The 12,144-nt window shown below is 68.5% G+C and carries 16 protein-coding genes and 3 pseudogenes; 10 read left to right on the forward strand and 9 right to left on the reverse strand.

Translation table 11 applies throughout. The features are described from left to right. Positions 1 to 502 precede the first annotated feature (502 nt). Entirely contained in the window at positions 503 to 805 is a 303-nt protein-coding gene (locus ABZ818_RS33760; protein ID WP_361423254.1) for a hypothetical protein, read from the reverse strand. An 82-nt stretch (positions 806 to 887) separates the two neighbouring features. Here ABZ818_RS33760 and ABZ818_RS33765 point away from each other — a divergent pair, with 82 nt between their 5' ends. The 3 genes from ABZ818_RS33765 (at position 888) to ABZ818_RS33775 (ending at position 2,099) form a co-directional block, all read left to right on the forward strand. Further along, on the forward strand, positions 888 to 1,406 hold the full coding sequence (locus tag ABZ818_RS33765) for a transposase (protein ID WP_361423257.1): 519 nt from the start codon (positions 888 to 890) through the stop codon (positions 1,404 to 1,406). A gap of 144 nt (positions 1,407 to 1,550) precedes the next feature. Continuing rightward, positions 1,551 to 1,763 (forward strand): dehydrogenase, encoded by a 213-nt coding sequence (locus ABZ818_RS33770; RefSeq protein ID WP_361423260.1) that lies wholly within the window; start codon positions 1,551 to 1,553, stop codon positions 1,761 to 1,763. A 198-nt stretch (positions 1,764 to 1,961) separates the two neighbouring features. Beyond that, the gene (locus ABZ818_RS33775) at positions 1,962 to 2,099 is read left to right on the forward strand and encodes a hypothetical protein (RefSeq protein WP_361423263.1); all 138 of its coding nucleotides are present in this window, start codon (positions 1,962 to 1,964) and stop codon (positions 2,097 to 2,099) included. Between the two features lie 44 nt (positions 2,100 to 2,143). Here the strand turns inward: ABZ818_RS33775 and ABZ818_RS33780 are convergent, their stop codons facing one another. Both ABZ818_RS33780 and ABZ818_RS33785 read right to left on the reverse strand, forming a co-directional pair. After that, entirely contained in the window at positions 2,144 to 2,320 is a 177-nt protein-coding gene (locus tag ABZ818_RS33780) for a hypothetical protein (RefSeq protein ID WP_361423300.1), read from the reverse strand. Between the two features lie 27 nt (positions 2,321 to 2,347). Next, entirely contained in the window at positions 2,348 to 2,704 is a 357-nt protein-coding gene (locus tag ABZ818_RS33785; protein WP_361423265.1) for a PRC-barrel domain-containing protein, read from the reverse strand. A gap of 96 nt (positions 2,705 to 2,800) precedes the next feature. On the opposite strand from ABZ818_RS33785, the gene ABZ818_RS33790 reads away from it, so the two are divergent. Both ABZ818_RS33790 and ABZ818_RS33795 read left to right on the forward strand, forming a co-directional pair. Continuing rightward, positions 2,801 to 3,121 (forward strand): hypothetical protein, encoded by a 321-nt coding sequence (locus ABZ818_RS33790; RefSeq protein ID WP_361423267.1) that lies wholly within the window; start codon positions 2,801 to 2,803, stop codon positions 3,119 to 3,121. 141 nt (positions 3,122 to 3,262) lie between these two features. Then, positions 3,263 to 3,713 (forward strand): annotated as a pseudogene (locus ABZ818_RS33795) (hypothetical protein). Between the two features lie 273 nt (positions 3,714 to 3,986). Here ABZ818_RS33795 and ABZ818_RS33800 read toward each other — a convergent pair. The 3 genes and pseudogenes from ABZ818_RS33800 to ABZ818_RS33810 form a co-directional block, all read right to left on the reverse strand. After that, positions 3,987 to 4,289, reverse strand: a pseudogene (locus ABZ818_RS33800) (FAD-dependent monooxygenase); the annotation flags it as partial. Further along, a complete protein-coding gene (locus ABZ818_RS33805; protein ID WP_361423270.1) occupies positions 4,286 to 4,816 on the reverse strand; it encodes an isoprenylcysteine carboxylmethyltransferase family protein in 531 nt (176 codons plus the stop codon). The pseudogene ABZ818_RS33800 and the gene ABZ818_RS33805, both read right to left, overlap by 4 nt. Before the next feature lie 26 nt (positions 4,817 to 4,842). Next, a complete protein-coding gene (locus ABZ818_RS33810; protein WP_361423273.1) occupies positions 4,843 to 5,901 on the reverse strand; it encodes a 3-oxoacyl-[acyl-carrier-protein] synthase III C-terminal domain-containing protein in 1,059 nt (352 codons plus the stop codon). A gap of 178 nt (positions 5,902 to 6,079) precedes the next feature. On the opposite strand from ABZ818_RS33810, the gene ABZ818_RS33815 reads away from it, so the two are divergent. Continuing rightward, a complete protein-coding gene (locus tag ABZ818_RS33815) occupies positions 6,080 to 6,322 on the forward strand; it encodes a DUF6247 family protein (protein ID WP_361423276.1) in 243 nt (80 codons plus the stop codon). A gap of 5 nt (positions 6,323 to 6,327) precedes the next feature. Continuing rightward, positions 6,328 to 6,582, forward strand: coding sequence for a hypothetical protein (locus ABZ818_RS33820; RefSeq protein WP_361423297.1), 255 nt, complete (start codon positions 6,328 to 6,330; stop codon positions 6,580 to 6,582). A gap of 46 nt (positions 6,583 to 6,628) precedes the next feature. Here the strand turns inward: ABZ818_RS33820 and ABZ818_RS33825 are convergent, their stop codons facing one another. Both ABZ818_RS33825 and ABZ818_RS33830 read right to left on the reverse strand, forming a co-directional pair. Continuing rightward, the gene (locus ABZ818_RS33825; RefSeq protein ID WP_361423279.1) at positions 6,629 to 7,912 is read right to left on the reverse strand and encodes an MFS transporter; all 1,284 of its coding nucleotides are present in this window, start codon (positions 7,910 to 7,912) and stop codon (positions 6,629 to 6,631) included. 482 nt (positions 7,913 to 8,394) lie between these two features. Continuing rightward, entirely contained in the window at positions 8,395 to 9,312 is a 918-nt protein-coding gene (locus tag ABZ818_RS33830; RefSeq protein ID WP_361423282.1) for a cellulose-binding protein, read from the reverse strand. Between the two features lie 528 nt (positions 9,313 to 9,840). On the opposite strand from ABZ818_RS33830, the gene ABZ818_RS33835 reads away from it, so the two are divergent. Both ABZ818_RS33835 and ABZ818_RS33840 read left to right on the forward strand, forming a co-directional pair. Beyond that, positions 9,841 to 10,206 carry a hypothetical protein gene (locus ABZ818_RS33835; protein WP_361423285.1) on the forward strand — a complete coding sequence of 122 codons (366 nt, stop codon included), beginning with the start codon at positions 9,841 to 9,843 and terminating at the stop codon, positions 10,204 to 10,206. A gap of 689 nt (positions 10,207 to 10,895) precedes the next feature. After that, on the forward strand, positions 10,896 to 11,162 hold the full coding sequence (locus tag ABZ818_RS33840; RefSeq protein WP_361423288.1) for a hypothetical protein: 267 nt from the start codon (positions 10,896 to 10,898) through the stop codon (positions 11,160 to 11,162). Positions 11,163 to 11,265: 103 nt separating this feature from the next. Here ABZ818_RS33840 and ABZ818_RS33845 read toward each other — a convergent pair whose 3' ends face one another. Beyond that, the gene (locus tag ABZ818_RS33845; RefSeq protein ID WP_361423291.1) at positions 11,266 to 11,550 is read right to left on the reverse strand and encodes a hypothetical protein; all 285 of its coding nucleotides are present in this window, start codon (positions 11,548 to 11,550) and stop codon (positions 11,266 to 11,268) included. 5 nt (positions 11,551 to 11,555) lie between these two features. Here ABZ818_RS33845 and ABZ818_RS33850 point away from each other — a divergent pair. Beyond that, positions 11,556 to 12,054 (forward strand): annotated as a pseudogene (locus tag ABZ818_RS33850) (DUF6192 family protein); the annotation flags it as partial. Positions 12,055 to 12,144 lie beyond the last annotated feature (90 nt).

A 12,144-nucleotide genomic window follows, 5' to 3' on the forward strand; every position in this document is an offset into this window, starting at 1 on the left:
GGACACGCGGGCACAGGACTCGGGCGGGTGCCCGGCCGAGCAGAACGACCAGGTCTTCGCGGCGCCCATGCCCGTGCCGCGTACCCGGCTCACTCGGGACGCCCTGGCGACGAAGAACGCCGCGTGATCGTGCGGATGGTGCACACGGTCGTAAGAATGGCGCCTGGTGGCTGCCCCCGGCGCCCTGCGCCGGGGGCAGCAGGCTGACGGTGGTGTGCTCGCCGATCGCGCGCTGCAGGCGCTCCAGCGATTCCGGGAAGCACGCATGCGCGTGGCCGCGCGACGTCGGCCTGCCCGTGCGGGGAGCGGTCAAGGCAGGCCCGGAGCCGCCTGCGAAGACTCCCGGAGCGAGGAGAGCGGTTCGCTCTGCCCGGCAGGGTCTTCCCAGCGTGCTGGTGAAGACCCGCCTACTGCGTAACTCGCCCGAACGGGTCGGGGCGCCGAGCTTGTCGCTCGCCGTCCGTATTCCGGAACCGGGCACGCAGGCAGTCCCCGCTGCGAGTCAGTGGTCGTCCCAGTGGTCCTCGTGGGCGGCGTGGCGGTGCCCGTCGTGGACGTAGTCGGTGTGGTCCTCGTGCGGAATGGCGACGTGGCCGCAGTCCGGCCCGTGCCGGTGCTCGTGTCCTTCGTGGGTCACGTGGCCGGCGGCTCCGCATTCGTCCACGTGGTCCTCGTGAGGACGGTGGACGTGGCCGTCGTGGACGTAGTCGGTGTGGTCTCCGTGCGGGACGGCGACGTGGCCGCAGCCTTCGCCATGGACGTGCTCGTGGGCGGCGTGCGTGCGATGGTCGGTGCCGGTGGACATGCTGAAACCCCTCTTCGTCTAGATATGCCCCCTCCAAATAGGAATATCAGCGAATGGCCCCCTGCGCGCATTAACCGGGCGGATGAACGGGATGGTGTCGCAATTGCGAATGGAATCGACCTTCATTTTCAACCCGAATTCATCGCGTGACGGTCGGGTCGTTGTCGGTGGCGCGGAAGAGGACCTCGTCGGACAGGTCCTTCACCAGTGCCGTCAGTGCGGCGAGATGATGGGACGCGGTGACCAGGTCGGGCAGGGAGGAAGAGCGCACATCCAGCTCGGCGGGCCCATCGTGCTCGTCTGGGACAACCTCAACACCCACCTGGCCGTCGGCATGAAGAAGTACGTGGCCGACCATGACTGGCTCACCATCTTCCAACTGCCCTCCTACGCACCTGACCTCAACCCCGTCGAAGGCATCTGGTCGCTCCTGCGGCGTGGCCCTATGGCCAATACGGCCTTCACCGATCCGGACCACCTCATCCGCATCCTCCGCCGAGGACTCACGCACATCCAGCACCGCCCCCGCCTCATCGACGGCTGCCTCACCGAAACCGGCCTGGCCATCACCACACCGACCCCAACCCGAAAACCTCAGTAACTGCGTGACAACGCCGACGTACAGCGGCGGACAAGCGCGGACGCCTGTGCACCATCGTCACAGGTGACAGGAACAGTCGGCCAAGGTCGAGCGCCCAGCCAGCTTCCTTCGGGAGGCAGCGGTCACTCCGTTACGGTGCTCCGCATGACCGACGAAGCCCCTGCATGTCCCGAGTGCAGTCAGCCCATGCAGTCCGGCGGCTTCGTCCTCTCCAAGCGGGAGGACGATGGCCGGCGGACTTGCCGGAAACTGTGGCGGTGTACCGATCGGCATGTCTCGTGGGGCTGGATCGACCGGCCGGACGAGCCTTTGGAGGTCTGCCCGGTGCCGGAGTTGTTCGCTGACATCCAACGTTGACATCAACGACCGCGGGCGGCGGCGACACACGGCAACCACGTCTGCCACCAGTACACGAGGCGGGCCCCGACCAGGCCGAGAGCAGATCGAACTCCTAAAACGGCGGTCATCACTGGGTTGCGTCCAGGGAAGTGGTGTACGGGTTCGACCTGATCCGGGGGTTTGCTCCGGCATCGGGATGGTGCGCTGGAGGACCAGATGGTCACCTGGGTCGTCGGTTTGGGCAGCCCCGACCGCATGGACGCCACGGTGCACGGATTGACCGAACTCGCCGACCCCGACCAGCTCGCCGCCGCCGGACACATCCACGACGACCGCCTCGGCGGACGCCGATAACCCCCGGAAACGGCCCCATAAAGGCCAACGGCTCGCGCGTGGCGTCATCCCCGGACGACGTGCCGGTGTGATCGCCGGGACCAGCGCGCGCCCAGCAGCACGAGGTCGGCCACGAAGACCACCACGCCGATGATCAGGAGGTAGAACAACCCCTTCAGCACCACGCCGACGAGCCCCAGGACGATCGCGACGAGGATCAGGAACAGGAAGAGCGCCAACACGGGTGACCACTTCCTCCGGCCGGGCCGTCAGCCGCGCGCGAGACGGCGTCCGCGGTCCGCTCCGGGTTCGTAGGACCTGTCGTAGTGTTTGAAGATCTCTTCTTCCCGGTGCACCGGCAGGACGTCGTCCGTGCCGATCGACGGTGCCTTCCTCACGATCCCTCTCGAGTGCGCCACCCGCACGTATCCGGGCCCCAGGGTCGCTTCGTCGACGGGGACGAAGACGAGCCGGTGCCGGGTCGGCAGCCCGGTGCGGACGGTGGCCATGGACGGCGCGTCGGTGGTGGTTTCCACGTAGATCGCTTCCAGGGCCCCGATCTTGCGGCCCTTGGGATCGATCACGTCGCGGTTGCGCCACTCGCGGATATCGGCTGAATGGATCATGCCTCGCTCCTTGCAGCCCGCAGAGAACTCCGCGTGTGCCACTGTACTCCGATGAGCTTGACCTGGTCTTTTCCCTGGCTGCTAGCCTCTCGGCCCATGTCGATCAGGGGGAAAGTCGCCGCCGCAGCCCTCGTGTGCGCGGCCGTTGTTGTCGGCGTCATCCTGCTGCGGCCCACGTCGGACACGGCGCCCACAGCGCCCACCTCGGACCAGATCAAGGCGTCGGCTCAGGCCCGTCTGGATGCCTCCCTGCAGGAGGTGCGCACCACGTGGCCGGTGATCGAGGACGACGGCAAGACGCGCAGCGACGCACTGTGCCAGACCCTGTGGGACTGCAAGCCCGCCGCCGAGACGGCGACCGCGGCTGGGAGGCCGGAGATGCGTAGCCGATCGCTCATTGCGTCGGCTGCATCGTGATGCTGTCCATGCCATGCCCGCCCAGTTCACAGGGCTCCTCTGCGCTTCGGCTTCACCGCCGCAGGCGCTCGCCGCCATCACCCGCAGCTGCCAGGGCCCGGGATACGCTGCTCCGCCCCACCCCGACCGGAGGTCAGCCTAGTGTTCCCTGCACGGGTACTTGCCGGTGCCCCGTTGGCTCTGGTGATTCTCGCCCTGTCCAGCTGCTCTTCCCTCTGGGGCTGCACCGACACGACGGCGAAGCGCGGTGAGGCCGGTGTGAGGGTGCAGGTCGAGGACACGTCTGGGCAGCCTCTCGGCGTCACCGCCGAGGACCGGGTCCACTTCCACTACCGCTTCGACGGCGCCGACGAGATATCCGGCCCTGGAGTGGATGCCTGCGCGGACGGTTTATTCGTCCGGGGCGTGGCCCGAGCCGGATGGTGCCCTCACGGGCGACGACTGGCTCGCCGTCGAGCACCCTGAGCAGGTGGCCGGAGTGCTATTGATCCCCAATGACCAGTCCTACGACCGACGAACCTGCGAGCAGGACATCAAGGACGGTGGCGGGACGCATCCTCCGGAACCAGCCGGCATGGGGGACCAGTTGTAAGGAGGTCAAGGCGGCTGAGCTCGCGGCACGGGTCTGCCGGCGCCCCGGTGTTTGCGCTGTTTGGTGGTCTGGTTGTGCGCCCATCGCCCCGGCTCGACCTTGCTGCCGCCGCTCCGAGTCCTCAGGATCGGCCACCGCATCGGCTTCTTGATCGCTCGGGGCCAGTCCCGGCCGGACCGGGGCGGCAGCAGACCGGACCGCGCTTCCTGGCCGGCCTCCTTCCAGGCGTTGGTCAGCGAGCGCCTGGAGGTGTCGGACGGCACGCTGCGCCGGGCGCTGGTGCAGTGCACAGTGCAGCGTTGTACGGCGGATTCCCCGCCCACTCCGGCTGCGGAAGGACGCTTCGGCGCGGGTGGTGCCCTCCACGTAGCGGATGCCGCGCAGTTCGGTGCCGGTGATCTCGACGCCCAGTGTTCGTAGCGCGACCACACCGCCGGGCATGACTCCTTCTCCACAGGCCTTGTCCACGGGCGCGGTCCGGGGTTCGACGACGACGGCCTCCAGGCCAGCGAGCCCTGCGTGGATGGCCGCGGCCAGTCCGGCGGGTCCGCCGCCGGCCACCAGTACGTCGATCATGCCGACGCCGGCGTGGTCGCGGCGGCGAGCGCCCGGTTCTCGCAGCGGATGCGCACGGTGAGCAGGGCGGCGTTGAGTACGGTGAACACGGCCGCGGTAACCCAGGCGGTGTGTACCAGAGGCAGCGCCACGCCCTCGGCGACGACGGCCACGTAGTTCGGATGCCGCAGCCACCGCCACCGGTAGGGGCCGCTCGTCACCAGCGGCAGGCCGGGTACGACGATCACCTGAGTGTTCCAACGGGGTCCCAGGGTGTGGATGCACCACCACCGCAGTGCCTGGGCGCCCGCCAGCACGGCCAGCATCGGCCAGGCGAGGGCGGGTACGAAGGACCGGTCGGCCAGCCATGTCTCGGCCGGGCAGGCGACCAGTAGGCCGGTGTGAAGGGCGACCATTGCCGGGTAGTGGCCCTGCCCGGTCAGGGTTGCGCCGCGGGCGGTACTCCACCGTTCGTTGCGGCGGGCGACGACGAGTTCGGCGACGCGCTCGGCGGCGACGGCGGCCACCAGCAGTCCGTACCAGATCATGTATCCTGTGTCCTTCGTTGGTTGAACTACCAGCGCAACAGGACGAGTTCGCAGGCGAAGCCGGGCCCCATCGCCAGCAGCACACCCGGAGTGCCCGGCGGCGGGCGGCGCTCGGCCAGGGTGTCGCGCAGCACGTGGAGCACCGACGACGAGGACAGGTTGCCTACGGTGGCCAGGTGACGCCAGGTCACGTCAAGTGCACCGTCGGGCAGGTCGAGGGCCTCGGTGACGGCCTGAAGGACCTTGGGCCCGCCGGGGTGGCACACCCAGGCAGTTACGTCCTTCGGCTTTAGGCCGTGGTCGCTGAGGAATCCCTTGACGTCATCGGCGAGGTAGCGGCGTACGACGTCGGGGACCTTCGGGTCGAGGACGACCTGGAAGCCGGAGCTCTTGATGTCCCAGCCCATGACGCGCCCGGTGTCCGGATACAGGTGGCTGCGGGTGTCCACGATCGTCGGGCCGATGGTCTCGTCCGGACGGTCCGCCCCATAGGCGACGACTGCGGCGGCCCCGTCGCCGAACAGACCGGAGGCAACCAGGTTGGCCACGGAGGCGTCGTTGCGCTGGAAGGTGAGCGAGCACAGTTCGACCGACAGCAGTACTGCCACGTGGTCGGGCCGGCCCAGCAGATAGTCGTGCATACGGGCCAGGCCAGCAGCGCCACCGGCGCAGCCCAGGCCAAAGAGGGGCAGTCTTGTGACGTCCGGCCGCAGTCCGAGGCGGCCTGCAAGTCGTGCATCGATCGAGGGAACGGCGATGCCGGTGACGGAGGTGAAGATCAGCAGGTCGACGTCGGCTGCCGACAGACCAGCCATCTGCAGTACGGCTCTCACTGCCTCGGCGCCTAGACCGGTGGCGGCGGCGATGAAGACGTCGTTGGCGGCGCCGAATCCGTCCAGTTCCTCGTACCGTTCCAGCGGCAGCGTCATGTGGCGCGAGCGGACCTTCGCGCTGCGGTGCAGCCGGTCCAGGACCCGGCGGTCGGCGCCCTCGGGCAGGCAGGTGCGGGCCACCATGTCGGTGATCTCGGACTGGGTGCGACGGTGCGGTGCGAGGGCACCGTGAACGGCCGCGATCCGCGTCATATGGTTCCCGTCCGGCTATCGACTGGGGTGAGTTGCTCTGCAGGTGTTCCCCGAACCCGGGCTTCGGCACCATGGATCGCCCGTCCGGCCGTTCGTCCCGAGGCGCGCGCTCCACGCGTGTCGGGGCCGGGACGCCCACGCTCAACCGGCGTGAACGCCTCAGCGAAGGGCGGCGGCGTTGGGTGCCTTCGCGGCCGCCACCACCTCCTGCTCTGCTCGCTCGTTGATCTTCGTGGTGCGAGCCCGCCCGCGCGCGTTGGACGACGCCCGGCACAGCTTCAGCCTCGCCCCGGTCCACGGCGTTGTCCGTATCTGGCGGGCCCGGCTCGCCTCCGCCCCGGCCGTCGATGTCTTCCTCGCGAGCGGGTGCGACGACTCCGACGGCATCGACTTGGACCAGGTCCTCGGAGCCCGTTCGTGAGCGAGATGCCGCCCTGGCCCGCATGCCTGTCGCCCCAGGCAGCAGGCATGGCGAAGGAGTTGCCTGACCCTGCCCGCGAGATGCTGCGGGACGTCTTGGACATCGCCGGCCGCGACCCGTGGTCGTTTCCGCCCTTCAACGCCCGCGACCCCGAAGGCGAGGACGTCCGATCCGCCTCGGTCGGTCAGCTCACCGCCGTCTACTGGATCAACCGACCGGCCGGACGCCTGTACGTCGTGGACATCGTCTGGTTCGGGTGAATGTTGCTTGTCTTCGAACTGGTGCTTCGATGGCTGAATGGACGGGTCAGACTTCGTGGCTGGGTGGCGATGTTCTGGCTCGGAGGGCTGGGTCGTTGCGTAGTTGTAGGAAGGTGACGAGGAGGGTGAGTGCCTGGAGCAGGGCGCATGCTCCGATGAGGCTGTTCAGGTAGGGCGGTGGGGTGAGGGCGAGCAGGATGCCTGCGAGGGGGAAGGGCAGGAGCAGGAGCAGGATGGTCAGGGAGAGGGTCGTGCCGAAGGCGGCGGGTGGGATGACCTGCGAGCGGAGGGTGCGCAGGACGATGGTGAGTCCTCCGTCGGCGGCCATGAAGAGGGCGATGAGGGCCACGTAGCCGGTGTAGGTGGAGGCCTGGGGTACGGCGAGGCAGGCGGCGGCCGCGATGGTTGCGCTGATGACGCCGACCCCCCACAGACCGAGCCGGTCAAGGCCGGCCCGGCAGCAGGCGACCGCGATCAAGGTGGCGGCCGCGGCGATGGACCAGAGTGCGCCGGCGGCGGCCGGGGAGTGGCCGAAGCGGTCCTCCACGAGGATGGGACTGGCCGATTGCAGCAGGCCGAGCGTGAGGTTGGAGCAGGCCAGTCCGGCCACGAGCCGGCGCAGGGACGGCAAGGAGCGCAGGGTCTGCCATCCTTCCCGCAGGCCACCGCCGCCCGGCGCCGGTCCGCCACGGCGGGCGGCGCGCAGGGGAGTGGGCGGGGTCTGCAGGGCGAGCGCGGCGGACAGGAAGGACAGCACGCTCAGGCACGCGAGCATGCGTGTCGGGCCGGTGAGCAGCAGGACGCCGCCCAGCGCAGGGCCGACCAGGGTGGCCGTCTGGTCGATGCCGATCAGGACCGACTGCACCTTGTGGGGCTGCCCTTGGGTTTGCCGGCTCACGACGGCGCCGACCGCCTCGTTGGCGATGAAGCTGAACTGTGTCAGCGCCCCGGTCACCGCGGCCAGTGCCATGACGGTGACCGTCTCGGCCGTACCCGGCGGCAGGACGATCAGTACGGCGGCGGCGCCGGCCACCAGCAGGGCGCGGGCGAGGGAGGCGATGAAGCAGACGATCGCCGCGCCGCTGCGGTCCACCAGGGTGCCGGCGATACCGAACGCGGCGACCCGGGGTATCCATTCCAGTGCGAAGGCCAGGCCCGTCAGGGACGCGGAGCCGGTGGTGGCCAGCACGACGAGCGGCATGGCATAGGTCGACATGGAGTACGCGAGGGCGTCGCACGCGCGCGGTGCGTAGACGCGCCGGAACAGGCTGCCAGCGGGGAGGGCAGCGTGCCGGCCGGCCGGCTGGACCTCATGTAAGGAGACGGTCATGAAGTGGGGGTCTTTCGTTGAGCGGGGGAGGGGACGGCCAAGGCGTTGCCAGCCGCTCACGCGGAGGAGAACGCCACAGTCGGACAAGCCATAGGCAGGACATAACGCTGCACGTGAACTCCGCTCGAAACGCCGCGAGGTGAACAGAGGGGGCGGGCCCGCCAGGGGGGATGAGCGGGCCCGCCCCTGTCTTGGTGCCGCCCGCGTGCCTCTCCCGGAGTGCAGGCGGCGACTATCCGCGCCCCACGCCCAGTCGTGGAAGTGGGTGCCCTGCCTGCACGGCTGCGGCTACGTCGGCACCCCGAGATCCGCCCGAGCATCCTGTACGTACCGCGGTCATGGAACACCGCTCGCCGCAGTTCCACCACCGAGCCGGAATGATCGCCCGCTTCACTGCCTGGGAGCAGATCACCGGCGGGACAAAGCGAGCCGTCTGAGCGAACTCCTTCAGTTCCGGCGAACCCTCGTGCCTCGATACGGAGTCAAGGTGCAGTGGATGTTGTTTCGTCATCGAACGCAGGGGCTGAAGTTGCTGTGCTGCCTGTAAGGGTGGCGAGCATGGCACGGATATTGGTCAGTTGTGCGCTGATGCTCTCACGGCGGATGGCCAAAGCAGCGAGTTCTCGTTCCAACTCGCTGCGCATTCGGTCGGCCTTGTTGTTCGCCTCGGTGAGGATGTCGTCGGCCTGGTGTTGCGCTGTTTGCTTGGTCTCGCTGGCGCGGCGCTCGGCGTCCCTCCGTAGCTTCTCGGCTTCCAGGCGCATCCGTTCGGCGCGGTGCTCGATTTCCGCGAGTCGTGCTTCGACTTTCGCCCGACGTGCGGCCAGGTCGCGTTCGGATTGGTCGCGTCGCTTGGCAAGACCTGCTTCGAAATCCGCTGCGGCATGGGCGGCGCGGTTGCGGGTGTCTTCGAAGAAAGCGTCTGCTTCCTCCCGGACGGCTGCCGCGTGTTTGTTTGCCTCAGTGCGCAGTTCGGCGGCCCGCGCCTGGGCGTTCTCGACCATTTGCATGGACTGCCGGTCGTTTTCGGCTATGAGGTCGGCCGCGAACGTGTCGGCGTCTGCCCGCAGACGGTCGGCCGCTGCCACAGCCCTCTCATACTCGTGATCGGCGGCCTCGCGGGCCGCGCGGCCCAGCTCCTCGGCTTCTTCCTCAGCGAGACGAAGGATCTTTTCGATGCGTGGACCTAGGACCGCATACGAGGGTTCAGCATCGCTGCCCTGCGCCTGGGGGTACTCCGTCTCTGCCAGCAGCTCCTGGATACGTTGTTCCAGTGCGGTTATGCGAGAGAGGGCCTTGTTGCGGTCACCGACAAGCTCGTTGACCCGAATGTCGACTTGATCGCGGTCGTAGCCGCGACGCACGAGGTCAAAGAGCGAGGGGGGGAAGGTTTCAGTCATGGAGTTCCTGTGGAGAATGAGAGGGGAAACTCGGCTGCAGCACAACTCGTCAGCACCCGCTGAGTTGAGTCACTGGATGATCCTTTTTATCAGAAAGATTCGCTGAGTAATCACCCAGCCTCAGCTTGTTATGTAACCTTTCAGTCACTGCAGGGACACAAGCAACTTCTCGCGCGCGAAGCCGACTGCCTTGAACCGCCATTCCGAGCGGCGGCGGGCCCGGTCGTTGCCGCTCGACCATCAGCAACTCGGCGAGGAAGAGCTCACAGGCCGGCCACGGCCAGGCAACCGCCCTGGCACCATGCCGAAGCATCCCCGAACCCGAAACTCGGCCAACCTGCCCGTACAACCCGGCACGAGATGGGGGAACAGAATCCAACGCTTCCTCACGTCCAAGACCGCCCAGCACAAGTTCGCCGACCTGGGCTTCCGCACCACCTCCCACCAGCCCACCGCGCACATCACCCGCGCCAACGGGACCCTGCCCGACGTTCCGCTGCCCCAGCCACTCCAGGCCCCTCGCCCGCCGTGCTGGACAAGCTCCTGAGCGTCTGGCGGCAGCTGCGCAAGCCCGCCAACGTCCTGGTCCTCATGGACACCTCGGGATCCATGGGCCAGAACGCCAAGGGCAAATGGCCCTACTCCAAGAGCGAGCTGACCAAACTCGACCTCGTCCAGCAGGCCCACGGCCCGCTGCTGGACGGCTTTACCGACCGCGAACGGGTCGGCCTGTGGCACTTCTCCGCCACCCACGTCACCGACGACGACCTCGCCCCCATGGGCAGCACCAGCCAAGATGACGGCCAAACCCACCGCGCCCACATCGAAGCGACGTCGCCAAACTGCACCCCGACTCCTCGACCGCCCTGTACACCACCATCGGCGACGCGGTGAAAACCCTCCGCGACAACTACGACACCGACGCCATCAACGCCGTCGTCCTTACCGACGGCCACGACGACCGCCCGGCGACCAACAATCCGACATCGAAGGACTCCTCAACACCATCGGCAACCCGGACGAGCCCGTACGCGTCTTCACCATCGCCTACGGCACCGACGCCGACACCCAAGCCCTCCAGCAGATCGCCGACGCCACCCACGCCCGCGCCTACAACGCCAGCGACCCCCACACCATCGCCAACGCCCTCACCAACGTCACCTCCAACTTTTGAACAGAACCGGGGACCGGCACGGCGGCTGACGACCCGTTCCCGGTCCCCGCTCCCGGCATACCACCGTGCACACGCCTCCCGAACGGGAGATTCAGCCCAGCGGGGCGAGGTCGGCGCCGCCGAGATCGCGGCGGCCCTCTCCATAACGCCGCCCCCTCGACCGTCTACCGGTACGTGCGGCACCACCCCGCGCCAGATACCGGCGAAGATTCGGCGCCGTGTGGTGGACGCTACCGACTCCCCCGATGACCTGGTGCAGACGCAACACGCCAGGAACACCACTTACGACGCGCCCGCCGCGCCCCGGCCCGCGCGCCGCCAGGGGGTCGGGTTGCGACAAGGGTTGCACCATCTGTTGCGTCAGGGGGCTGCGTCTATGGGTGCGCACCCCGGCGGACCGTCCCCGTGTATGCCCCACCACGACCACCGGATCGAGGTCTACCACGCGGCCACCGGCCGCTACCTCGGTCCCGCGGACCTGGCCGATCAGGCCACCGACGAACAGATCAGCGCCGTACGGCGGGCACGGGCCACCCGCGTCCGCCGTCTGAAGAAGGACGTGGAGGCCTCCCAGCACGAGCGCTACGCCGCCGTCACCCAGCCCGAGGCCCCCCAGCGGCTCGGCGCGCTGATACGAGATGGCCGCGGCTGGCACACCTGCCGCCTGGGCCACTGACCGGCACTGGGGGCTCAACTGGCTGCGCAGTGCTGTGGTCGGGCCTGTGGTCGGGGTGGTGCGCAGCCGCTGCACCGTGGTGGGCAGCGGCTGCGCGGGGCGTCTATCGGGTGTGGGACTGGCTCCAGCTGACGGTGCTGCGGGGGTCCTGGACGGGGCGCCACACGGGCTCGGCAGGGCCACCCTGCAGTACGTCGACCAGTGGCGCTACCAGCACGGGGACCTCGCGCAGGAAGCCGGCCAGTGCCGGGTCCGTGGCGGCCGCGTGGAGGGCCTTGATGCGGGTGGTGATGCCGGCGGGGCTGGTGCTGTCCTGGGCGAACAGCAGCCGCGGGAAGAGGGGGTAATGCTGCCGCCATTCCTCCTGCAGGGGTTCCTCGGCGGCCATAGGATGCACGATGGACCGCGTCGAAGTGGCCGAAGGACCACCGGGTCGCGGGACTCTCCTTCACGGTCCACCGGATCTTCGCGTCCATCAACGACGACCAGGAACGATTCGACACGATCCTCAATCCACCGGACGGGAAGCCGCGTTGGACGCCGGACGAGGCCCGGCGCCGGGTCGGCCGGCAGGTCGAGAAGCCCGTCACCCCGCAGGAGAAGATCAGCGCGATCCACACCCTGGCCACCGACGAGGACGTCGCGGCCACCGTCACCAGCGACCTGCTGCGACGCCCGGCCGTGGTCGCCCAGGTCAAGCAGGAGGACAAGGGTCCGCGTCGTCGAGGAGCTGACTCGCGACGACCATGTTGCCGCGAAGGTGACCACCGGCCTGCTGCGCAGGCCGGACGTGGCCTTCCGGGCGATGTCGGACGACACCGCCCGTCACCAGGTCAATCACGCCCAAGTCGAACGCGGCCGGCAGGCCCGCGAGCACTTCGAGGACACTAGTACTGCAACCGCATCTGGGGTGACGATCAACGGCGTCTGTCGTTGATGTGACTGTGTGCTGATGGGTTGACGGTCGAGCAGGTTGAGTCGT

This window comes from Streptomyces sp. NPDC047453, assembly GCF_040643155.1.
Taxonomy (GTDB): Bacteria; Actinomycetota; Actinomycetes; order Streptomycetales; family Streptomycetaceae; genus Streptomyces.